Source organism: Streptomyces viridochromogenes (genome assembly GCF_001270495.1).
Lineage (GTDB): Bacteria > Actinomycetota > Actinomycetes > Streptomycetales > Streptomycetaceae > Streptomyces > Streptomyces viridochromogenes_A.
Map to the genome: position 1 here is coordinate 28,562 of NZ_LGUR01000239.1, position 21,778 is coordinate 50,339.

The 21,778-nt window shown below is 71.7% G+C and carries 17 protein-coding genes; 12 read left to right on the forward strand and 5 right to left on the reverse strand.

The window, feature by feature from the left end; genetic code table 11:
* The first annotated feature begins 119 nt into the window (after positions 1 to 119).
* The 10 genes from ADK36_RS37040 (at position 120) to ADK36_RS37085 (ending at position 8,831) form a co-directional block, all read left to right on the forward strand.
* On the forward strand, positions 120 to 740 hold the full coding sequence (locus ADK36_RS37040) for a hypothetical protein (RefSeq protein ID WP_048585885.1): 621 nt from the start codon (positions 120 to 122) through the stop codon (positions 738 to 740).
* A gap of 126 nt (positions 741 to 866) precedes the next feature.
* The gene (locus ADK36_RS37045) at positions 867 to 1,586 is read left to right on the forward strand and encodes a DUF6333 family protein (RefSeq protein WP_078916634.1); all 720 of its coding nucleotides are present in this window, start codon (positions 867 to 869) and stop codon (positions 1,584 to 1,586) included.
* Positions 1,583 to 2,104: an NUDIX hydrolase gene (locus ADK36_RS37050; RefSeq protein WP_053200728.1), complete on the forward strand. Its 522-nt coding sequence runs from the start codon at positions 1,583 to 1,585 to the stop codon at positions 2,102 to 2,104. The genes ADK36_RS37045 and ADK36_RS37050 overlap by 4 nt, the downstream gene beginning before the upstream one ends.
* A 106-nt stretch (positions 2,105 to 2,210) precedes the next feature.
* Positions 2,211 to 3,386, forward strand: coding sequence for an NAD(P)/FAD-dependent oxidoreductase (locus ADK36_RS37055; protein WP_053200730.1), 1,176 nt, complete (start codon positions 2,211 to 2,213; stop codon positions 3,384 to 3,386).
* Positions 3,383 to 3,670: a (2Fe-2S)-binding protein gene (locus tag ADK36_RS37060; RefSeq protein WP_048585888.1), complete on the forward strand. Its 288-nt coding sequence runs from the start codon at positions 3,383 to 3,385 to the stop codon at positions 3,668 to 3,670. The genes ADK36_RS37055 and ADK36_RS37060 overlap by 4 nt, the downstream gene beginning before the upstream one ends.
* Positions 3,651 to 5,102, forward strand: coding sequence for an NAD(P)/FAD-dependent oxidoreductase (locus ADK36_RS37065; protein WP_053200732.1), 1,452 nt, complete (start codon positions 3,651 to 3,653; stop codon positions 5,100 to 5,102). Before ADK36_RS37060 ends, ADK36_RS37065 begins: the two co-directional genes overlap by 20 nt.
* Positions 5,103 to 5,216: 114 nt before the next feature.
* The gene (locus ADK36_RS37070; RefSeq protein WP_048585890.1) at positions 5,217 to 6,122 is read left to right on the forward strand and encodes a dihydrodipicolinate synthase family protein; all 906 of its coding nucleotides are present in this window, start codon (positions 5,217 to 5,219) and stop codon (positions 6,120 to 6,122) included.
* Between the two features lie 2 nt (positions 6,123 to 6,124).
* On the forward strand, positions 6,125 to 7,126 hold the full coding sequence (locus ADK36_RS37075; RefSeq protein WP_048585891.1) for a proline racemase family protein: 1,002 nt from the start codon (positions 6,125 to 6,127) through the stop codon (positions 7,124 to 7,126).
* A gap of 176 nt (positions 7,127 to 7,302) precedes the next feature.
* The gene (locus tag ADK36_RS37080; protein ID WP_048585892.1) at positions 7,303 to 8,001 is read left to right on the forward strand and encodes a GntR family transcriptional regulator; all 699 of its coding nucleotides are present in this window, start codon (positions 7,303 to 7,305) and stop codon (positions 7,999 to 8,001) included.
* 302 nt (positions 8,002 to 8,303) lie between these two features.
* Positions 8,304 to 8,831: a hypothetical protein gene (locus ADK36_RS37085; RefSeq protein ID WP_053200734.1), complete on the forward strand. Its 528-nt coding sequence runs from the start codon at positions 8,304 to 8,306 to the stop codon at positions 8,829 to 8,831.
* Positions 8,832 to 8,932: 101 nt separating this feature from the next.
* Here ADK36_RS37085 and ADK36_RS37090 read toward each other — a convergent pair whose 3' ends face one another.
* A complete protein-coding gene (locus ADK36_RS37090) occupies positions 8,933 to 12,307 on the reverse strand; it encodes a pyruvate carboxylase (RefSeq protein ID WP_053200736.1) in 3,375 nt (1,124 codons plus the stop codon).
* A 141-nt stretch (positions 12,308 to 12,448) separates the two neighbouring features.
* Here ADK36_RS37090 and ADK36_RS37095 point away from each other — a divergent pair, with 141 nt between their 5' ends.
* Both ADK36_RS37095 and ADK36_RS37100 read left to right on the forward strand, forming a co-directional pair.
* Entirely contained in the window at positions 12,449 to 14,524 is a 2,076-nt protein-coding gene (locus ADK36_RS37095) for a SpoIIE family protein phosphatase (RefSeq protein ID WP_048585895.1), read from the forward strand.
* A gap of 180 nt (positions 14,525 to 14,704) precedes the next feature.
* The gene (locus tag ADK36_RS37100) at positions 14,705 to 17,152 is read left to right on the forward strand and encodes a SpoIIE family protein phosphatase (protein ID WP_048585896.1); all 2,448 of its coding nucleotides are present in this window, start codon (positions 14,705 to 14,707) and stop codon (positions 17,150 to 17,152) included.
* 27 nt (positions 17,153 to 17,179) lie between these two features.
* Here ADK36_RS37100 and ADK36_RS37105 read toward each other — a convergent pair whose 3' ends face one another.
* Genes ADK36_RS37105 through ADK36_RS37120 form a run of 4 tightly spaced genes read right to left on the reverse strand, consistent with a single transcriptional unit; the run spans position 17,180 to position 21,579 of the window.
* A complete protein-coding gene (locus ADK36_RS37105) occupies positions 17,180 to 17,914 on the reverse strand; it encodes a VC0807 family protein (protein WP_048585897.1) in 735 nt (244 codons plus the stop codon).
* The gene (gene mshA / locus ADK36_RS37110; RefSeq protein WP_078916635.1) at positions 17,911 to 19,248 is read right to left on the reverse strand and encodes a D-inositol-3-phosphate glycosyltransferase; all 1,338 of its coding nucleotides are present in this window, start codon (positions 19,246 to 19,248) and stop codon (positions 17,911 to 17,913) included. Before mshA ends, ADK36_RS37105 begins: the two co-directional genes overlap by 4 nt.
* Positions 19,249 to 19,289: 41 nt before the next feature.
* Positions 19,290 to 20,150 (reverse strand): formate dehydrogenase accessory sulfurtransferase FdhD, encoded by an 861-nt coding sequence (fdhD, locus tag ADK36_RS37115; RefSeq protein ID WP_048585898.1) that lies wholly within the window; start codon positions 20,148 to 20,150, stop codon positions 19,290 to 19,292.
* 46 nt (positions 20,151 to 20,196) lie between these two features.
* A complete protein-coding gene (locus tag ADK36_RS37120) occupies positions 20,197 to 21,579 on the reverse strand; it encodes an L-serine ammonia-lyase (RefSeq protein ID WP_048585899.1) in 1,383 nt (460 codons plus the stop codon).
* Between the last annotated feature and the right edge of the window lie 199 nt (positions 21,580 to 21,778).

Genomic DNA, 21,778 nt, shown 5'->3' on the forward strand with positions numbered 1-21,778 from the left:
CAGTCGCAGTCGGGAAGAACGGCACCTGAACTTTCCGTCGCCCCCCAAAAAAGGAACACGCGACGGTTCTCTCTCCCCCCACACAGGAGGACCTCTCCATGAGTTCACGACGAACCCTGATGTCTGCTCCACGCACGCCCATACCCTGGCGCAACAAGGCGATCGTGGCCGCGCTGGCAGCCGCGCTGCTGGCGGGCCCGGGCATCGCGCAGGCCACCCCGCAGGCGGCGTCGGCCGCCCAGAGCGAGGTGTCCGCGGCGGCCACCATCACCTGGACCCTCGAACGTGCGAGCAACCCCACCGAGGACCAGCGCACGGCCTACGACCTCATCACCAGGGCCATGAACGCCGCGGTGGCCCGCTACAACAACCTCAGCGACCTGGGCAAGACCATCACCGTCCGGTACGACCCGGGCGTGCCCACCGCCGACGGCAACATCAACGGGACCATCCGCTTCGGCAACCGCGGCTACATGAACGAGAGGACCGCTCTGCACGAGATCGCCCACACCATCGGCGTGGGGACGAGCTCGGGCTGGTCGCGCCTCGGCGGCAGCGGCACCTGGACCGGTGCGCAGGCCACGTCGCTGGTCAGGCAGTTCGACGGGACGAGCGCCAAAATCTCCACCGGCGGCGGCCACTTCTGGCCGTACGGCCTGAACTACGACAACGAGTTCTCGAACACGGCGGCCGACCGCCACGTCCGGATCGTCGCCGCCATGGTGCGCGACGGTCTGTGATCCGAGGGGCTGGTGCCCGGGGGCCGTTCGCGCTCCCGGGCTTCCCGGGGAGGTGATGCGGGCGTCCTGTGGAGTGCACCCGCACCCGGCCACATCCGAGGTTTCGGCGCCGCTACGTTGATCCACATGTCCGACAACAGCTACTGGACCCTCCCGCCCGACCGGTTGGTGCGCGGCTCCATGGGTCACTGCAACATCACTGTCCTCCTCCCGCCGTTCGATGTGGACGCGCGCACGCTGCCGGCCAACGACCCCGCACGGGCCGCGGAGCTCGCCGCGACACTCAACACGGTGGAGGAGGTCCTGGAGGAGATCGGACCCCGGTCGGTCCACGACTCCGTTCCCTACCTGTACGCGCGAACCGACCTGGAGATCGTCCAGACCGCCGTGTGGGGGCATGTGCTCGGCATCAGCGACCCCGCACTGGCCGACAGCGGCAACGACCTCCCCCTCCTGTCCGAGGCCCGCGGGCTGCGCGAGCGCTACCCGGACGCCCGCATCGTCGGCCGCGTCGGTTTCCACTGCGGGGCGGCCCACACCGAGGACATCGTCTGGCTGCCCGACGGTGCCATGTTCCACGCCGCCGGCTGGCCCGGGGACGAGCCCTTCGAGGTGACCGGCGACCCGGGCGCCATCGCCTCCGCCCTCGGTATCCCCGCCGAGGCTCTGGAAGACCTCGGCCTGGACGAGGAGGACCCGGCCGACATCGAATGGGCCGACTTCGCCGCACTGGCCCTGGGCGAGGCCGACCCCTGGGGCATCGAGCGGATCCAGACCACGGCCTTCCGCGTGCGTCACACCGAGTTCGCCACGTCCACGATGGAGGAGTTGTACTTCACGGGATGAGTGCGCCTGGGGCGGGGGAACTTGTCGAACGGGTCGACGAGCACGACGAGGTCATGGCCGTCGTCAGCAGGAGCGAGGCGATTCGCCACGGGTGGCTGCATCGGGTCGCGACGATCGTGTGCCGCGACACCGCCGGACGGACCCTCGTGCATCGCCGCCCCGACCACGCCTCACGTTTCCCCGGCCGGTTCAACTGGATGCTCGGAGGCGCCGTAGCGGTCGGCGAGTCCTACGAAGAGGCCGCCGCACGGGAGTTGGCGGAGGAGCTGGGCGTCCGAGGTCTTCCGAGGCTTGTGCTCAAGTTCAGGTGCGCGGGCGCGATCAGCCCGTACTGGCTCGGCCTGCACGAGGTTGTCGTCGCCGAGCCCGTCAAGCCCGACCCCGAAGAGATCGCCTGGCATGACTGGTTGACGGGGTCCGAACTCGTCGAGCTGGTTCGGCATGAGGCGTTCGTCCCCGATGCCCGCGAGGCATTCGACCGTTACCTCGCCGCGCGTCCAGGACCTGGGCCCCTGTGATCCTCGGCTGCCCCGCGTAGTCCTCTCACGACGCCGAAACACGACGTGAGCCGCGCTTCGATGCGGGAGCAGAGGCGGCACCAGTGCTATATGACATGATGCCGATGTGACTCATCCATCCCCCCGCCCCGATGTCCTGGTCATCGGCGCAGGCATCGTGGGTGCGGCGTGCGCGTACTACTGCGCGACCGCCGGACTACGGGTCTCCGTGGTCGAACGGGGCGCCATCGGCAGTGGCACCACCAGCGCCTGCGAAGGCAACATCCTGGTCTCCGACAAGGAACCCGGCCCCGAGCTCGACCTGGCCCTGCTGTCCTCCCGGCTGTGGCGGCGGATCGGCGAGGAGCTGGTCAGGAGCACGATCGAGTACGAGGCGAAGGGCGGCGTCGTCGTCGCCGGCTCGCCGGACTCGGCCGACGGTCTGCGGCACCTGACCGCGGGCCAGCGGACGACAGGCGTCGACGCGGTCGACATCGGCCCGGACGAACTCTTCGAGCTGGAACCCAACGTGACCCGGCAGGCCGTCGGCGGAGCGTTCTACGCCCAGGACGCGCAGGTCCAGCCGGTGCTGGCCACCGCCCAACTGCTGCGCCGGGCCCGGATGCTGGGGGCGACGGTCCATCCCGGCACCGGTGTCACCGGCTTCGTGCGCGACGGACAGGGCGCGGTCACGGGCGTGCGGACCGACTCCGCCGACACCCCGGTCCTGTACGCGCAGTGGGTGATCAACGCCGCGGGCACCTGGGCCGGACAGCTGTCCGAACTCGCCGGTGCCCCGGTGCCGGTCCTGCCGCGCAAGGGCTTCATCCTGGTGACCGAACCGCTCCCGCGCGTGGTGCGGCACAAGGTCTACACCGCGGAGTACGTGGCCAACGTCGCCAGCAGCGACGCGGGACTGGAGACCTCGGTCGTGGTCGAGGGGACCCGGGCCGGCACCGTCCTGATCGGCGCCAGCCGCGAGAGGGTCGGCTTCGACCGCAGCATCTCCCTGCCGGTGCTGCGCAAGCTGGCGGCCCAGGCCATCGGCGTGTTCCCGTTCCTCGCCGATGTCTCCCTGCTGCGCACTTACCTGGGATTCCGCCCCTACTGTCCGGACCATCTGCCGGTCATCGGCCCGGACCCGCGCGCACCCGGCCTGCTGCACGCCTGCGGCCACGAAGGAGCCGGGATCGGGCTCGCCGGCGCCACCGGCCATCTGCTGGCCCAGCATCTGTCCGGCGAGAAACCCGATCTGGACCTGACGCCGTTCCGACCGGACCGCTTCGAGGAGGCGACCCCTTGACCACTCCTCCGCCCGGCTTCACCTTCACCTTCGACGGCGAGCCTGTGCCCGCGCGGTCCGGGCAGAGCGTCGCCGCCGCCCTCATCGCCTCCGGGCGGCGCTCCTGGCGGCACACCCGCACCGAAGGCCGCCCGCGTGGTGTGTTCTGCGGCATCGGCGTGTGCTTCGACTGCCTGGTGACCGTCAACGGACGCCCCAACCATCGCGCCTGCCTCGTCGAGGCCCGGCCCGGCGACACGGTCTCCACCCAGGAAGGAGCGGGCCATGACGACCTCGCGTGCTGAGCGGCCGGCCGCGCTGTACGACATCGCCGTCCTCGGCGGCGGACCGGCCGGCCTGTCAGCGGCCGTCGCCGCAGCGGCGCAGGGCAGCCGTACCGTGTTGATCGACGCCGGACCACGACCGGGCGGACAGTACTGGCGTCACCGCGACGGCGACGACGGCGCCCTCCACCACGGCTGGAGCCAATTCCGGCGCCTGCGGCAGGAGTTGGCGGCCCACCCTCTGCTCGACCACCGTGCGGGCCACTCGATCTGGCATGTCGAACGCACCGACGAAGGCTTCACCACCCACACCACCCACACCGGTCACACCTCCCGCGACGGCATCCCCCGCGCCCTCCGCAGCCGTACGGTGATCGTCGCCACGGGCGCATACGACCGCCAACTGCCCTTCCCCGGCTGGACGATCCCGGGTGTGTTCACCGCCGGAGCCGTCCAGGCCCTCCTCAAGGGGCAGGGCGTACTGGCCGGGAAGCGGATCGCCGTCGCGGGCACCGGGCCCTTCCTGCTACCGGTGGCCGCCGGCCTGGTCGGGGCCGGCGCCACGGTCGTAGGCGTCTTCGAAGCCGGACTGCCCACCGCCTTCGGCAGACACCCGGTGGCCGCCCTGCGCAATCTGCCCAAACTGGCGGAGGGTGCCGGGTACTTGCGCACCCTCCTCAAGCACCGCGTCCCCTACCGCACCCGCACCGCCGTCATCGCCGCCCACGGCACCGACACCGTCACCGGGGTCACCGTCGCCCGGCTGGACGACCAATGGCGGATCGTGGCCGGCGGCACCCGCGAGATCGACTGCGACACCGTCGCGGTCGGCTACGGCTTCACCCCGCAGACGGAGATCCCCCTGCAACTCGGCTGCGAGATGATGCTGGACGCCGACGGCAGCCTCATCGCCCGCGTCGACTCCCGGCAGCGAAGCACGGTCGACGGCGTCTACGTCGCCGGTGAGGCCTGCGGTGTCGGCGGCGCCCAACTCTCCCTGATCGAAGGCGAGTTGGCAGGGCTGCACGCCGCGTACGCGAGCAACGGCCCGTCCGTCGACCGCGGGCGCCTGGCCCGGCTGGTGCGGCAGCGTGCCGCCCAGCGGGCCTTCGCCGCGGCGATGCACCAGGCGTATCCGGTGCCGGACGGCTGGCAGACCTGGCTGGAGAAGGACACCACGGTCTGCCGCTGCGAGGAGGTCAGCGCGGGCGCCATCCGTGAGGCGGTCGACGATCTCGGGGCGACCGACCCGCGCGCGGTCAAGCTCTACGCCCGTCCCGGCATGGGCCTGTGCCAGGGCCGGGTCTGCGGCTACGCCACCACCTGCCTCGTCGCCCGCGCCAACCACCGGCAGCCCACGGCCGACGATCTGCGCGGCATGGCCGCACGCCCCGTCGCACAGCCCGTCACCCTGGGCGCCCTCGCCGCCGGAGCCGACGACAACGGCAGCTGAGCGCACGGGGTTTGCCCACGCCCGCCCACGTCACCGGTGACAGGGACCACAGCATCTATGTAATGTAATATTGCACTGGCCCTGATGGTGGGATCACCGACACGTGGAGGACCCATGACCCAGGCGAAGCCCTGGCACGGCATGCTCGTCGCCACCGCACTCCCCCTGCGCGAGGCATCGAACGGCGGCCTGGCCATCGACTTCGACATCTACGCCGACCACGTCTCCTGGCTCGCCGCCAACGGCTGTGACGGTGTGACGCCGAACGGCTCCCTCGGCGAGTACCAGAACCTCACCGCCGAGGAGCGAGCCAAGGTGGTCACCACCGCCGTGGCCGCCGCCCCCGAAGGGTTCACCGTGATGCCGGGGGTGGCCGCCTACGGCGCGGACGAGGCCCGCCGCTGGGCCGAACAGGCCGGCGAGGCAGGCGCCCCCGCCGTGATGCTGCTCCCGCCGAACTCCTACCGCGCCGACCACCGCGCGGTCATCGCGCACTACCGGGAGGTCGCGAAGGCCGGCGTTCCGGTCGTCGCCTACAACAACCCGCACGACACGAAGGTCGACCTCGTCCCCGAGCTGCTCGCCGAGCTGTTCGAGGAGGGCCTGATCGTCGCGGTCAAGGAGTTCTCCGGCGACATCCGCCGCTACTACCGGATCTCCGAACTCGCCCCGGGCCTGGACGTCCTGGCCGGCACCGACGACCTGGCCCTGGAGATGGCGATCGCCGGGTCACCGGGCTGGATCTCCGGCTACCCGAACGCCCTGCCGCGCGCCTGCGCCGAGCTGTGGGAAGCCGCCACCAAGGGCGACCTCGCCACCGCACTCCCCCTCTACCGCATCCTGCACCCGCTGCTGCGCTGGGACTCACGGACCGAGTTCGTGCAGGCCATCAAGGTCAGCATGGACCTCGTCGGCCGCTACGGCGGCCCCTGCCGCCAGCCCCGTTTGCCGCTCACCCCGGAGCACGAGGCGCTCGTACGCACCGCGACCGAGAAGGCCATCGCGGAAGGGCTCGCCTGACCATGCGCAGCAACCGGGTCTTCCACGCCGTCGACTCCCACACCGAGGGGATGCCGACCCGGGTCGTCACCGGGGGCGTCGGGGTCGTCCCCGGAGCCACCATGTTCGACCGGCGCCGGTACTTCATCGACCACCTCGACCACATCCGCCGGCTGCTGATGAACGAGCCGCGCGGCCACTCGGCGATGAGCGGAGCGATCCTCCAGCCGCCCACCCGCCCGGACGCGGATTTCGGCGTCCTGTACATCGAGGTCTCCGGTTGCCTGCCCATGTGCGGGCACGGCACCATCGGCGTCGCCACCGTCCTGGTGGAGACCGGCATGGTCGAGGTCCGGGAGCCGGTCACGACGATCCGCCTGGACACCCCCGCCGGACTCGTCGTCGTCGACGTCCGCGTCGAGGACGGCTCGGCGAAGGCGGTCACCCTGCGCAACGTCCCCTCGTTCGCGCTCGCGCTGGACCGGACCGTCAAGGTCGCCCCCTGGGGCGAGGTCGCCTACGACATGGCCTTCGGCGGCAACTTCTACGCCATCGTCGAACTGGACGACCTCGGGATCCCCTTCGAGCGGGCCGACAAGAACCGGATCATGGACGCGGGGCTGGCCGTCATGGCGGCCATCAACGAACAGGACCGGCCCGTGCATCCCGGCAATCCCGAGATCAACGGTGTGCACCACGTCTACCTCGCCGCCCCCGGATCCACCGCGGCCCACTCCCGGCATGCCATGGTCATCCACCCGGGCTGGTTCGACCGCTCCCCCTGCGGCACGGGCACCAGCGCCCGCATGGCCCAGCTGCACGCCCGCGGACTGCTGCCGCTGAACACCGAGTTCCACAACGAGTCGTTCATCGGCACCCACTTCATCGGCGAACTCACCGAGGAAACCGAGGTCGCCGGCCACCGGGCGGTCATCCCCACCGTCACCGGGCGTGCCTGGATCACCGGCACCGCCCAGTACATGTACGACCCGGATGACCCCTTCCCGGAAGGGTTCGAGCTGTGACCGTCCCAGGCGTCCCGTACACGTCCCGTACAAGTGCCGCCATCAGGTGTGCCGTCGGTGTGCGCGGAAACATGCGATACATCACATAACGCTGGCCGGTTAGCATGGGACGAGCCACCGCTCATGTCGAAGCCGAGCGTGGAACGATCTCGCCGCCGACAGTGAGGACCCCAGCCATGCGCGCGGACGACGGCACGACCGTGAAGCTGCCTTCGTTCCGTGGGCGCCGCAACCTCCGCCAGGAGATCACCGAGACCCTCCGCGGAGCTGTCATCGCAGGTGAGATGAGACCGGGCGTCGTCTACTCCGCCCCGAGCCTCGCCGAGCAGTTCGGCGTCTCCCCCACCCCCGTGCGCGAGGCACTGCTCGACCTCGCCAAGGAGGGCCTCGTCGAAGTCGTCCGCAACAAGGGCTTCCGGGTCACCGCGCTCTCGCCGGAGGAGCTCGACGACATCACCGAACTCCGGGCACTGATCGAGCCGCCCACCATCCGCCGGATCACCGAGCAGGGTGTGCCCGCGAAGGCCATCAAGCAGTTGCGGCCCCTCGCGGCGGGCATCGAAAAGGCGGCGGCGCGCCGGGACTTCATCGCGCACGTCACCATCGACATGCAGTTCCATCTCGCTCTGCTGGAACTGGCCGGCAATCCCCGCCTGCTGGAGACGGTGAGGTCCCTGCGCACCAGCTCCCGCATCTACGGGCTGCGCAAACTCCCCGACGGTGACGCGCTGTTCGACTCCTCCCACGAGCACGCCGAACTGCTGGACCTCATCGAGGCCGGCGACGCGGACGGCGCGGAGGCCCTCATGCGCCGCCACATCGGGCACGTACGAGGCATCTGGAGCGAGAAGAACCTCGACGAGAAGCCCGGCTGACCTCCGCCGAGGCCGGAAACCGACGAATGCCCGAGAACATCCGCACCCGTTGACGCACCCTCACTCCCAGCACATCCGAGATCACGCCAATATCGGCACACGGCACCTCGCGGGCGACGAGTACCGCGCGGCTCCCACCGGCTGCCCCTGCCCTCCCCGTGCCTGCGCGGATGCCGCGCCGCCGACCACTTCACACGGTCGCCACAGTGCCATCACATCCGGCACACATTCGGCCGAGCGTCGGCCCGGACCCCCTTCGTGAGGCAGACGGCGTGCGCGTCGCCTGCCTAACCTCCCGGGCCATGCGATCACCACGTACGAGACGCATGGGTCTCGCCACCGTCCTCGGTCTGCTCCTCGCTGTCTTCGGGCTGGCCCCCAGCGCGAGCGCCGCGGACCCCGCGCCGGCCGGCCTCACGTTCGCCACCGACACCGCCACCACGAAACCCGGCGGCACGGTGCAGCTCTCCATGACGCTGACCAACAACAAGACGTACGACGTCCTGTTCACCCACCAGACGATCGAGCCCACCTGGCTCACCACCCAGCGCCCCGACCTGAAGTACAGCTTCACGGGCTGCACCCTCGCCACGGCCAGCGGCAGCACCCCCTGCGCCGGGACCGGCCCGAGCAACCTCGGCGCGAACTACGGAGCCACCGTCCCGCCCGGACAGAGCCGGACCGTCACACTGACCCTCCAGGTCGCCGCCGACTCGGGCTGCAACGGCAACATCGGCTTCTACTCGTACTTCTACGCCGAGTTCAGCGACGCGACGAACACCAGCGGCGGCCCGGTCTTCACGCCGGAGACCCGGGTGCTCTGCGCCTGACCCCTGCTGCCCAGCCTCCCGACCGGAACCGTCTCGCCCCGCGCGGGTGCTCCCAGCGCGGGGCGAGTCGGCATGCGGTGACGCCGTAACAGGCAGTCGGATCAGGCGAGTTCGACCAGAAGATCGCCGCCCTCGACCTGCTGGATGGGGTTGATGGCCAGCCGGGCCACCCTGCCGGACTTCGCGGCGGTGATCGATGCCTCCATCTTCATCGCCTCGATGGTGGCCACCGTGGCACCGGCCTCCACCTCGTCGCCCTCGGCGACCGTGAGGGTCACCACGCCGGCGAACGGCGCCGCGACATGTCCGGGGTTGGCCCGGTCGGCCTTCTCCGTCACCGGGACGTCCGAGGCCGCCGCCCGGTCGCGGACCTGGATCGGCCGCAACTGGCCGTTCAGGGACGACATCACGGTGCGCATGCCGCGCTCGTCCGCCTCGCCGACGGCCTGGAGCTCGATCAGCAGCCGCACACCGCGTTCGAGGTCGACGGCGTACTCCTTGCCCGGGCGCAGCCCGTAGAAGAAGTCCTTGCTGTCCAGCACGCTGGTGTCGCCGTAGGTGTCACGGTGAGTCTCGAACTCACGCGTCGGCGCCGGGAACAGCAGCCGGTTGAGCGTCTCGCGCCGGTCCTTCGCCAGCCCCTCACGGTCGTCGGCGGTCAGTTCCCGCACCGGCTTGGCCTCGGCGCGGCCCCGCAACGCCTTGCTGCGGAACGGCTCGGGCCAGCCGCCGGGCGGGGTGCCCAGCTCGCCGCGCAGGAAGCCGATGACGGAGTCGGGGATGTCGAACCGGTCCGGCCCCGCCTCGAAGTCCTGCGGGGACACGCCGGCCCCCACCAGGTGCAGTGCCAGGTCTCCGACCACCTTGGAGGACGGGGTGACCTTCACCAGACGGCCGAGCATCCGGTCCGCGGCGGCATACATCGCCTCGATGTCCTCGAAGCGGTCGCCCAGGCCCAGCGCGACCGCCTGGGTGCGCAGGTTGGAGAGCTGCCCGCCGGGGATCTCGTGGTGGTAGACGCGGCCGGTCGGCGAGGCCAGACCCGCCTCGAAGGGGGCGTAGACCTTGCGCACGCTCTCCCAGTACGGCTCCAGGTCGCCGACGGCCTGGAGGTCGAGGCCCGTGGGCCGCTCGGAGTGGTCGGTGGCGGCCACGATCGCGGACAGCGACGGCTGCGAGGTCGTACCGGCCATGGACGCCACCGCGCCGTCCACCGCGTCCGCGCCGGCCTGGATCGCGGCGAGGTAGGTGGCGAGCTGGCCGCCCGCGGTGTCGTGGGTGTGGATGTGCACCGGCAGGTCGAACTCCCGGCGCAGGGCCGACACCAGCTTCGCCGCGGCCGGTGCCCGCAGCAGCCCGGCCATGTCCTTGACGGCCAGGACGTGGGCGCCCGCGTCGACGATCTGCTCGGCCAGCCGCAGATAGTAGTCCAGCGTGTACAGCTTCTCCGCCGGGTCGGACAGGTCGGAGGTGTAGCACAGGGCGACCTCCGCGACGGCCGTCCCGGTCTCCCGTACGGCCTCGATGGCCGGGCGCATCTGCTCGACGTCGTTGAGGGCGTCGAAGATGCGGAAGATGTCGATGCCGGTGGCCGCCGCCTCCTGCACGAACGCGTCGGTCACCTCGGTGGGATACGGCGTGTAGCCCACGGTGTTGCGGCCGCGCAGCAGCATCTGGAGGCAGAGGTTCGGGGCGGCCTCGCGCAGGGCGGCCAGGCGCTCCCACGGGTCCTCGGCGAGGAAGCGCAGGGCGACGTCGTAGGTGGCGCCGCCCCAGCACTCCAGGGACAGCAGCTGGGGCAGGGTGCGTGCCACGACCGGGGCGACGGCGAGCATGTCCTTGGTACGCACGCGCGTGGCGAGCAGGGACTGGTGGGCGTCGCGGAAGGTGGTGTCGGTGACGCCTATGGTCGGCGACGCGCGCAGCCAGCTCGCGAAGCCCTCCGGGCCGAGCTCGGCGAGCCGCTGCCGGGATCCGGCCGGCGGCTCACCGGCCGGCAGCGCGGGCAGCTTGGTCAACGGGTCGATGAGGTCGGGCCGTTCGCCGTGCGGCTTGTTGACGGTGACGTCGGCGAGGTAGGTGAGCAGCTTGGTGCCGCGGTCGGCCGAGTGGCGGGCGGTGAGCAGGTGCGGGCGCTGCTCGATGAACGACGTGGTGACCCGGCCGGCCTGGAAGTCGACGTCGTCCAACACGGCCTGGAGGAAGGGGATGTTGGTGGCCACGCCGCGGATGCGGAACTCGGCGACGGCACGCCGGGCGCGGCCCACCGCGGTGGTGAAGTCCCGGCCACGGCAGGTGAGTTTCACCAGCATCGAGTCGAAGTGGGCGCTGATCTCCGTCCCGGCGTGGGTGGTGCCGCCGTCGAGACGGATGCCGGAGCCGCCCGGCGAGCGGTAGGCGCTGATCCGGCCGGTGTCCGGGCGGAAGCCGTTGGCCGGGTCCTCGGTGGTGATCCGGCACTGGAGGGCGGCGCCGCGCAGCGTGACGGTCTCCTGGGCGAGGCCCAGGTCGGCGAGGGTCTCGCCGGCGGCGATGCGCAGCTGCGACTGCACCAGGTCGACGTCGGTGACCTCTTCGGTCACCGTGTGCTCGACCTGGATGCGCGGGTTCATCTCGATGAAGACGTGGTTGCCCTCGCGGTCGAGCAGGAACTCCACGGTGCCGGCGTTGCGGTAGCCGATCTGCTGGGCGAACCGCACGGCGTCGGCGCAGATGCGGTCGCGCAGGGCGGGGTCGAGATTCGGGGCGGGGGCGAGTTCGATCACCTTCTGGTGGCGGCGCTGCACCGAGCAGTCCCGCTCGAACAGGTGGATGACGTTGCCCTGCCCGTCGGCGAGGATCTGCACCTCGATGTGGCGGGGCTCGACGACGGCCTTCTCCAGGAAGACCGTGGGGTCGCCGAACGCGGACGCCGCCTCACGGGATGCCGCCTCGATGGACTCCCGCAGCTGGGCGGGCTCCTCCACGCGGCGCATACCGCGCCCGCCGCCGCCCGCGACCGCCTTGACGAAGACGGGGAAGCCGATCTCCTCGGCGGCGGCGACGAGTGCGTCCACGTCGTTGGACGGCTGCGAGGAACCCAGCACCGGCACGCCGGCCGCGCGGGCCGCGGCCACCGCACGCGCCTTGTTCCCGGTCAGCTCCAGGATGTCCGCACTCGGTCCGACGAACGTGATGCCCGCCTCTTCGCACGCCCGGGCCAGATCGGGGTTCTCGGACAGGAACCCGTAACCGGGGTAGACGGCGTCGGCTCCCGCGCGGCGCGCCGCGCGGACGATCTCCTCCACGGAGAGGTAGGCCCGCACCGGGTGGCCGGGCCGGCCGATCTCGTAGGCCTCGTCGGCTTTCAGCCGGTGCAGGGAGTTGCGGTCCTCGTGCGGGAAGACGGCGACGGTGCGCGCCCCCAACTCGTAGCCTGCGCGGAACGCACGAATCGCGATCTCGCCGCGGTTGGCTACCAGCACCTTGCGGAACATCCTTGATCCCTTCAGCCTGCCGGTGACGGATCACCCAATGGTGTCGGCGGTGCCTCTTTCACGCCATGTGAGCCGGGCCACTTGCGGCCTAGGCTGTCCTTGAGCCTTCCGTGGTCAAGGGTGGCGAAGCGAGGTGCCCTTATGACCAGCGCGAGTCACCGCGGTGCACGTGCCCCCGACGCGACCGGCGAAACGCCGGATCGGGGCGCTTCCGCGGTCGGGCATGCGGGGGTCTTCCAGGAACTGCTCCCGCTCGCGCTGTGGGTGATCGACGCGGACGGGCGCCTGGTGCAGTGGTCGCTCGCCGCGCAGGACCTGCTCGGTCACACGTCGGAGGAGATGGTGGGCCAGGAGGCCGACCGCGTCCTCGTGCCCGAGGGGAACCGGGAGCTGGCCGACCGGCTCACCCGGACGGTTCGGTCGGGTGCCGCGGTGGTGGCACGGCTGCCGGTCCGGCACCGCGACGGGACCCTGGTCGAGATGGAGATGTGGATCTGTCCGGTCGCGGATGCGCGGGGGCGGACGGGTGTGCTGGCCATCGCCGCGGAGACCTCCGCGGTGGAGCAGATGCGGGATGCGCTGGCCGCGCTGGAGGGCCTGTTCACCCAGTCCCCGATCGGCCTGGCCATGCTCGGCCCCGACCTGCGCTTCCTGCGGGTCAACGACGCTCTGTCCCGGATCGACGGCGTCCCCGTGGCCGAACACGTCGGCAGACGCGTGACCGAGGTCGCCCCCGGCGCCGGCGCGCTGGAGTCGGTGATGCGGCAGGTCCTGGACCGGGGTGAGCCGGTGGTCGACTTCCGCTACACCTCCGGCGCGTCGGACCCGCAACGGACCCGGACGTGGTCCTGCTCCTACGCCCCCTTGCTCGGCGGGGCCGGCCAGCGGGTGGGCGTGATCGCTTCGCTGATCGACGTCACGGAGGGGCAGCGGGCCCATCTGGAGGCGGAGCGGGCGCGGGAGCGTCTCGCGCTGCTGGCGGAGGCGGGCACCCAGATGGGTTCCACCCTGGATCTGACGCAGACGGCGCGGGAGGTGGTCCGCGTCCTGGTGCCCCGGCTGGCCGACTCCGCCGACGTGCAGTTGCTGGAGGAGGCGATGGCCCCGGACGAGACCGCCGCGTCCGCGCACGGGGTGGTCCGCCGCGCCGCGGTGACCTTCACCGATCCGGCCGCGCCCGCCGACCATCTCGCGGTCGGCATGACCCTTCAGGTGCCGCCCGGCTCGGTGTACGAGCAGGTCATCACCGCGGGGCGGCCCTTGAACCTCTACCTGAGCGACATCGGCCGGCTGATCCCCGCCCGCGGCACCGACCGGCTGCGCGAGTTCCTGTACGACCGTGTGGGCTCGGCGCGTCTGGTGCCGCTGGTGGCCCGCGGCACCGTGCTCGGCGCGGTGGTGGTCACCCGGACCCGCGAGCGGGAGCCCTTCGACGACCAGGACACGCTGCTGATCGACGAGCTGGTCGCGCGGGCGGCACTCAACATCGACAACGCGCGCATGTACAGCCGGGAACGCGACGCCGCGCTCACCCTCCAGCGCAGCCTGATGAACCCCCTCCTGCCCACCGTCAGCGGACTGGAGCTCACCGGGCGATATCTGCCGGCGGGCGATCACGAGGTCGGCGGCGACTGGTTCGATGCCATCGCCCTGTCGGGCGACCGGACCGCCCTGGTGATCGGGGACGTGATGGGGCACGGCATCCACGCGGCGGCGGTCATGGGGCAGCTGCGCACCGCGGTACGGACCCTGGCGCGCCGGGGCACCGCACCCGACGAGGTGCTGCGCGCCCTGGACGCCGCCGTGGCGGACCTGGGCGACAACGAGATGGCCACCTGCCTGTACGCCGTACATGATCCGGCCACCGGCCACTGCCTGATCGCCAGGGCGGGCCACCCGCCCCCGGTGGTCGCCGACGAGCGCGGAACGGTCGCCTTTCTGGACGGACCCGCCGGCCCGCCCCTGGGCGTGGGCCGGCAGGACTGCGAGGTCCAGCGGGTGGTCCTGCCGCCGCACAGCCTGTTCGTGACCTACACCGACGGTCTGATCGAGACCCGGGGCACGGACCTCGACCAGGGCATGCGCCGTCTGGCCCAAGCGCTGCGGCACCCCGGTCGTCCGCTGGACCGGATCTGCGACGACCTGCTGGCCCATGTCATGCCCGACGTCGCGGACGACGACGTGGCGGTGCTCCTCGCCCGGACACTGCCCCGGTGAGCCCGGACGCCGGGCCGTCGGTCGCCTCCGGCGGAGCGTCCCGTGCGCGACGACGAAGCGCACCGTGCCCGCACGGCCGATACTGGGGGTGAGCCGCTGCACAGCCCGGCGATCGGAAGGGTACGAGCGCCCCGGGGCACCGCACCACGGGCCCCGCCGACAGCGCGAGATGGGTGGGCGATGCGCAACACATCCCCGAAGACGCTCAGCGAGAGCCCGGAGGACCCGTTCTCGGTCCACCAGTCCGCGTCCGCCGTTCTGGACGAGGGCGGAAGGATCGTCGCCTGGAGCGACCAGGCCACCGCGCTCCTCGGGCACGGACCCGACGAGGTGCTGGGCCGGCCTGTGCGCGAGACCCTCGTCGAGCCACGGGACCAGGGCCTGATCGACGAGGCGACCGCCGCGTGTCTGCGGGACGGCGGCTGGTTCGGGCTGCTGCCGGTCCGGCACCGGGCGGGCCACCGCGTGTACGTGGGGTTCAGGGCCCGGCGGGTGCGGCGGCTGGACTCGACCGTCGAGTGGCTCCTCGTGGGCTCGCTCGCCGAGGACATCATCCAGTGGGACATCGACCGGGCGGTGCTGGACGGCTTCTTCCTCCGGTCCCCGGTCGGCGTCACGGTGCTCGGTCCGGACCTGCGGATCCTGCGCGTGAACCGGGCGATCGCACGGTTCGGCGGGCTGCCGACGGAGGCGTACCGCGGGCTGCGCACGGCCGATTTCCTGCTCGGCCCCGACACGGAGCTGATCGAGGACCGGCTCCGCGGGGTGCTGGAGACGGGCCGGCCCCTGATCTTCGCCGAGCAGACCTGCCGGTTGCTGCGGGACCCCGCCAAGGAACTGATCGTTTCCGTGTCCGCCTTCCGCATGCAGGACCGGTCCGGCAGGGTGCTGGGCGTCACCGAGATCATCGAGGACGTCACCGACCGCCATCGGGCCCGTCGGCGGCTCGCGCTGCTGAACGAGGCCGGCGCCCGGATCGGGAGCACCCTGGACGTGGCCAGGACGGCCCGCGAGCTGGCCGAGGCGGCGGTTCCCGCGCTCGCCGACGCCCTCTCGGTGGACCTGCTGGAACCCGTGCCGCGCGGAGAGGAGCCGGCCCCCGGCGCCAGGGGCCCCTTGCGCAGGATGGCGGTGCGCAGCATCCGGCCCGAGGCGCTGACGGTGATGCATCCCGAGGGCCATCTGTTCTTCTTCCCCGACGAGACCGCGCCGTCCCGCTGCCTGGTCGAGCGGCGTCCGATCCTCGACCCCTTCCTGGAGGACACCCGCGGCTGGTTCTCGACCGAGCCGGAACGGGCCGAGAAGGCCCTCGCGATCGGGGTCCACTCCCTGATGGCGGTGCCGCTGGCCGCGCGCGGTGTCGTCCTCGGCCTGGTCTGCCTGTGGCGCTCGCAGCGGTCGGAGCCGTTCGAGGAGGACGACCTCACCCTGGCGGAGGAGTTCGCGGCGCGGGCCGCGGTCTGTATCGACAACGCCCGTCGCTACACCCAGCAGCACAACGCCGCCGAGGCACTCCAGCGCAGCCTGTTGCCGAGTGAGGTGCCCGAGCATCCGGCGGTCGAGACGGCGTATCGCTACCTGCCCGCGCATGCCTCCACCGGGGTCGGCGGCGACTGGTTCGACGTCATCCCGCTGTCGGGGCTGCGCGTCGCGCTGGTCGTCGGGGACGTCGTCGGCCACGGCATGCACGCCTCGGCGACCATGGGCAGGCTGCGTGCCGCCGTGCGGACCCTGGCCCACCTGGACCTGGCCCCCGACGAGGTTCTCGCCCGGCTGGACGACCTGGTGGACGAGTTGGCCACCGAACAGCGTCAGGCCAGCGGCAACACCCCCCAGATCGTGGGCGCGACCTGTCTGTACGCGATCTACGATCCGGTCTCGCGGCACTGTGCCATGGCTCGGGCGGGCCACCCGCCGCCGACCGTGCTGCGCCCGGACGGCCGGGTCCGCCCGGTCGACGTCCCCGCCGGACCACCGCTCGGCGTGGGCGGGCTGCCGTTCGAGACGGCCGAGCTCGAACTGGACGAGGACAGTCTGATCGCCCTGTACAGCGACGGCCTCCTGCTGGCCGACCACCGCGACATCGACCAGGGCCTGACTCTCCTGCGCTCCACGCTGACCGGCCCCTCCCACTCACTGGAGCAGACCTGCAAGGCGGTGGAGGACGCGATGCTGCCCGACCGGGCCGTCGACGACGTCACGCTGCTGCTGGGCCGGACCCGGGTGCTGGCGGCGGAGAACGTGGCCACCTGGCAGCTGTCGGCCGAGCCCACAGCGGCCGGCCGGGCCCGGACACTCGTACGGGAACGGCTGGCCGAGTGGGGGTTGGACGAGTTCGCCTTCACCACCGAACTGATCGTGAGCGAACTGGTCACGAACGCCTACCGGTACGCGGGCGGCCCCGTCCTGCTACGACTGATCCGGGACGGCCGACTCATCTGCGAGGTCTCCGACACCAGCAGCACCTCCCCCCACCTGCGCCAGGCCCGCGGCACCGACGAGGGCGGGCGCGGCCTGTTCCTGGTGGCCCAGCTGTCCGAGCGCTGGGGCACCCGCTACGGCCGCAACCGCAAGACCATCTGGGCCGAGCAACCGCTGGCGGCGCAACCGGGGGAACCAGGCGCCTGACCTCCCGTCAGCAGCGAGGCCCCACACTCACACCCCGGCGCTGACGCCCCGAGCAGCCGCCGCGTCCGACGTCACCTCCGCCTCCGACTTGGCCTCCGCGATGACCATCGCCGCCATCGGACCGGCGCCCAGCGCGCCGCCGACCAGGAAGCCCAGACCCATGGCGACGACCATGATCACGTTGCCGAGCCACACCATGGTGTCGACCGGCAGCGTGTACGCCCCCACGACCCGCACCACGCACTCCGTGAGCAGGACGACACCCCACACCAGCGAGAACATCCGCTCGGCCCGCCGAAACCGTGCCGAACCGGCGTGCAGTCGCGCCCAGGCGGCCTCCCGGCCCGGGTCCCCCTTCACCACCCAGGGCTTCATACCGGCGGTCATCATCGGCTTGCCGAGCACCACGGACACGATGATCCCGATCCCGATCGTGCTGCTGACCGCGCTGTCCTTGGCAACCATCAACCGCGGGTCACCGGCCACGAAGCCGAGCAGCAGTGACACGACGTTCACGAAGAGGATGAGGGTGGCGAGCCCGTTGACCTCGCGTGACCTCACCACACCCCACCCGGTCCGCACCGCCGGCACGACACTGCTCAGGCCGAGCGCCATCACCGTGCTCGTCCCGAACGCGTTCCTCAGGAGGTAGTACGCCCCGAGGGGCACCGCGACATCGATGAGCAGCGGCGCGAAGTTCCGCAGCAGCCGGCTTCTGTCGGTGGCACTTCCCCTGGTGGTGGTCCCCGTGTTCGTCGTCATGCACCCAGCTTCGCGGCCGCCACCGGGTCGCCGGTAGAAACGATCGTCCGGCCCTCGACATGACAAATGTCAGGGCGCCCGGGCAGGTTGCGGAGCCTGCGCTCGTGCAGGGCGTCGGCGTACACGCGCGCGGTCGTCGCCGCGGCCGTCTCCCAGCCGAAGGAGCGGGCGTGCCGGGCGGCTGCCTCGCCCATCCGGGTCGAGCGTCCGGGGTCGTCGGCGAAGCCGGACAGGGCGTCCGCGTAGTCCACCGGATCGTGCCCTGGTACGAGAGCGCCGCTCACCCCGTCCCGCACCGCCACGGCCAGACCGCCGACTTCGGCGGCGATCACCGGGGTGCCGCAGGCCTGCGCCTCGACGGCCACCAGGCCGAAGGACTCGCTGTAGGAGGGCATGACCAGGACGGTCGCCGCCCGGTACCAGTCGGCGAGCTGGTCCTGTTCGACCGGCGGCCGGAACAGCACCACGTCGGAGATGCCGAGGCAGGCCGCCAGCTTCTGGAGCCCTTCCGGCCTGGCCAGGCCGCTGCCGCTGGGCCCGCCCACGACCGGCACCACGATCCGCTCACGCAGCCGCGGCCGCCGCTCCAACAGCCGCGCCACCGCGCGCAGCAGGACGTCCGGCGCCTTCAACGGCTGTATGCGGCCCACGAACAGCGGTATGAGCGCGTCCTGCGGCAGTCCGAGGCGGGACCGGGCCGCGGCCCGGCCGGCCTCGACACCGGAGACGTCGAGGCGGAAGCGGTCCAGGTTGACGCCGGGGTGGACGACGGCGACCCGGCCGGCGTCGGCGTCGTAGTGCAGGAGCAGTTCCTCGCTTTCCTTCTCGGTGTTCGCTATCAACCGGTCGGCGGCCCGTACGACTTGTGTCTCGCCGATGACGCGGGCGGTGGGCTCGGGGGTGTCGCCCGCGGCGAGGGAGGCGTTCTTGACCTTGGCCATGGTGTGCATGGTGTGGACGAGCGGGACGCCCCAGCGCTGGGCGGCCAGGCGGCCGACGTGACCGGAGAGCCAGTAGTGGGAGTGGACCAGGTCGTAGTGGCCGGGGCGGTGGCCGGCCCAGGCCTGGGTCATGCCGTGGGTGAAGGCGCACAGGTGGGCGGGGAGTTCCTCCTTGGCCAGGCCCTCGTAGGGCCCGGCGTCCACGTGCCGTACCAGGACGCCGGGGGCGAGTTCGACGACCGGTGGGAGCGCGGCGGAGGTCGCCCGCGTGAAGATGTCCACTTCGATGCCGGTGGCGGCGAGTCGCCTGGCGAGCTCGACGATGTAGACGTTCATCCCGCCCGCGTCGCCGGTGCCGGGCTGGTGCAGCGGTGAGGTGTGCACGCTGAGCATCGCGACACGGCGGGGCCCTTGGAGACGGGTCACGTGGCGGCTCACCTCGCCGGCGCTCCGGCCGTGGCCCCGGCCTCCAGGCCGAGGCGCCGCTCGCCCGCGTACACGTTCATGGAGCCGCCGCGCAGGAAGCCGACGAGGGTGAGCCCGGTCTCCGCCGCCAGGTCCACCGCGAGGGACGACGGTGCGGAGACCGCGGCCAGCACCGGGATGCCTGCCATGACCGCCTTCTGCGCCAGTTCGAACGACGCCCGCCCGGACACCAGCAGAACGGTGCGGGACAGCGGCAGTTCGCCGGACCGCAGCGCGCGGCCGATCAGCTTGTCGACGGCGTTGTGCCGGCCCACGTCCTCCCGCAGGTCCAGCAGTTCGCCCTCGGGTGAGAACAGCGCGGCGGCATGCAGGCCACCGGTCCGGTCGAACACCCGCTGCGCGGCCCGCAGTCGGTCGGGCAGGATCGCCAGCAGTTCGGGGGCGACCCGGACCGGGGGTGTGTCGGCGATCGGCCACCACGCGGTGGTCCGTACGGCGTCCAGGCTCGCCTTCCCGCACAGGCCGCACGACGACGTGGTGTACACGTTCCGTTCCAGCGTGATGTCGGGCACGGGCACGCCGGGGGCGAGCCGCACGTCGACCACGTTGTACGTGTTCGAGCCGTCCTCCGTGGCGCCCGCGCAGTACACGATGTTCGCCACGTCCGTGGCCCGGCCCACGACGCCCTCGCTCACCAGGAAGCCCGCGGCGAGTGCGAAGTCGTCTCCGGGTGTGCGCATGGTGATCGCCAGTGGCCTGCCGTTCAGCCGGATCTCCAGGGGCTCCTCCGCGACCAGCGTGTCCGGCCGCGTGCTCACCGCCCCGTCCCGCACCCGGACCACACGCCGTCGCTCGGTCACCCGTCCCATGGGCTCACTCCTGGTTCTGTCGGTGGAGGACTCACCGCCCGCCCGCTCAGCACTCGATGACGTTGACCGCGAGGCCGCCGCGTGCGGTCTCCTTGTACTTGACCTTCATGTCGGCGCCGGTCTCCTTCATGGTCTTGATGACCTTGTCGAGCGAGACGTGGTGGCGGCCGTCGCCCCGAAGGGCCATGCGGGCGGCGGTCACGGCCTTGACCGCGGCCATGCCGTTGCGCTCGATGCACGGGATCTGGACCAGGCCGCCGACCGGGTCGCAGGTCAGGCCGAGGTTGTGCTCCATGCCGATCTCGGCGGCGTTCTCGACCTGCTCGGGAGAGCCGCCGAGCACCTCGGCGAGGCCACCGGCGGCCATCGAGCAGGCCGAGCCGACCTCGCCCTGGCAGCCGACCTCGGCGCCGGAGATGGACGCGTTCTCCTTGAAGAGCATGCCGATGGCGCCGGCCGCGAGCAGGAAGCGGACGATGCCTTCGTCGTCGGCGCCCGGCACGAAGGTCAGGTAGTAGTGCAGTACGGCGGGGATGATGCCGGCCGCGCCGTTCGTCGGGGCGGTGACGATCCGGCCGCCCGCGGCGTTCTCCTCGTTCACCGCCATCGCGTAGAGGGTCACCCACTCCATCGCACGGCCCGCGGGGTCGCCCTCGCTGCGCAGCGCCCGGGCCGCCGCGGCGGCCCGCCGACGGACCTTCAGGCCGCCGGGGAGAATGCCCTCGCGGCCCAGGCCACGGGCGACACAGGCTTCCATGACCCGCCAGATCTCCAGCAGACCCGCGCGGATCTCCTCCTCGGTGCGCCATGCCTTCTCGTTCTCCAGCATCAGGGCGGAGATCGACAGACCTGTCTCCCGGGCGAGCATCAGCAACTCGTCACCCGTGCGGAACGGGTGGGGCAGCACGGTGTCGTCGAGCTTGATCCGGTCTGCCCCGACGGCGTCCTCGTCGACCACGAAGCCGCCGCCGACCGAGTAGTACGTCTTCTCCAGCAGCGGGACACCGTCGGCGTCGTACGCGAAGAGCGTCATGCCGTTGGCGTGGTACGGCAGCGAGCGCCGCCGGTGCAGGATCAGCTGGGTCGAGACGTCGAAGTCGATCTCGTGGGCCGCGCCGATCTCGGCGCCGAGAAGGCGGATGCGCCCGGTGCTGCGAATCCGCTCGACGTCCAGGTCGGCCTGGGCGACGTCGACCGTCTGCGGCTCGTTGCCCTCCAGGCCGAGCAGCACGGCCTTCGGGGTGCCGTGGCCGTGCCCGGTGGCCCCGAGGGAACCGAACAACTCCGCCCGCACCGCCGTGGTCTGGGCGAGCAGGCCGTCCCGCTTCAGCCGGGTGGCGAACAGCACGGCCGCCCGCATCGGGCCGACGGTGTGCGAGCTGGACGGGCCGATGCCGATGGAGAACAGGTCGAAGACGCTGATTGCCACGCCATACTCCGTGGGGCTGACGAGGCGTGCCGAGCAGGTCACGGCACACCCCTGGGGCGGTTGTCGATCAGGTTCTAGAGGCCGGGGTACAGCGGGTGCCTGTCGGCCAGGGCCTTGACCCGGGCCTTGAGGGCGTCCGCGTCGTAGGTCGGCTTGAGCGTCTCGGCGATGACGTCCGCGACCTCGGCGAAGTCCTCGG

What these genes read in the sequence shown, in the direction of transcription:
- ADK36_RS37040 (WP_048585885.1), top strand. Translation starts at nt 120, where the DNA reads ATGTCTGCTCCACGCACGCCCATACCCTGGCGCAACAAGGCGATCGTG.
- ADK36_RS37045 (WP_078916634.1), top strand. Translation starts at nt 867, where the DNA reads ATGTCCGACAACAGCTACTGGACCCTCCCGCCCGACCGGTTGGTGCGC.
- ADK36_RS37050 (WP_053200728.1), top strand. Translation starts at nt 1,583, where the DNA reads ATGAGTGCGCCTGGGGCGGGGGAACTTGTCGAACGGGTCGACGAGCAC.
- ADK36_RS37065 (WP_053200732.1), top strand. Translation starts at nt 3,651, where the DNA reads ATGACGACCTCGCGTGCTGAGCGGCCGGCCGCGCTGTACGACATCGCC.
- ADK36_RS37070 (WP_048585890.1), top strand. Translation starts at nt 5,217, where the DNA reads ATGACCCAGGCGAAGCCCTGGCACGGCATGCTCGTCGCCACCGCACTC.
- ADK36_RS37075 (WP_048585891.1), top strand. Translation starts at nt 6,125, where the DNA reads ATGCGCAGCAACCGGGTCTTCCACGCCGTCGACTCCCACACCGAGGGG.
- ADK36_RS37080 (WP_048585892.1), top strand. Translation starts at nt 7,303, where the DNA reads ATGCGCGCGGACGACGGCACGACCGTGAAGCTGCCTTCGTTCCGTGGG.
- ADK36_RS37085 (WP_053200734.1), top strand. Translation starts at nt 8,304, where the DNA reads ATGCGATCACCACGTACGAGACGCATGGGTCTCGCCACCGTCCTCGGT.
- ADK36_RS37090 (WP_053200736.1), bottom strand. Translation starts at nt 12,307, where the DNA reads ATGTTCCGCAAGGTGCTGGTAGCCAACCGCGGCGAGATCGCGATTCGT.
- ADK36_RS37095 (WP_048585895.1), top strand. Translation starts at nt 12,449, where the DNA reads ATGACCAGCGCGAGTCACCGCGGTGCACGTGCCCCCGACGCGACCGGC.
- ADK36_RS37100 (WP_048585896.1), top strand. Translation starts at nt 14,705, where the DNA reads ATGCGCAACACATCCCCGAAGACGCTCAGCGAGAGCCCGGAGGACCCG.
- ADK36_RS37105 (WP_048585897.1), bottom strand. Translation starts at nt 17,914, where the DNA reads ATGACGACGAACACGGGGACCACCACCAGGGGAAGTGCCACCGACAGA.
- mshA (WP_078916635.1), bottom strand. Translation starts at nt 19,248, where the DNA reads ATGCTCAGCGTGCACACCTCACCGCTGCACCAGCCCGGCACCGGCGAC.
- fdhD (WP_048585898.1), bottom strand. Translation starts at nt 20,150, where the DNA reads ATGGGACGGGTGACCGAGCGACGGCGTGTGGTCCGGGTGCGGGACGGG.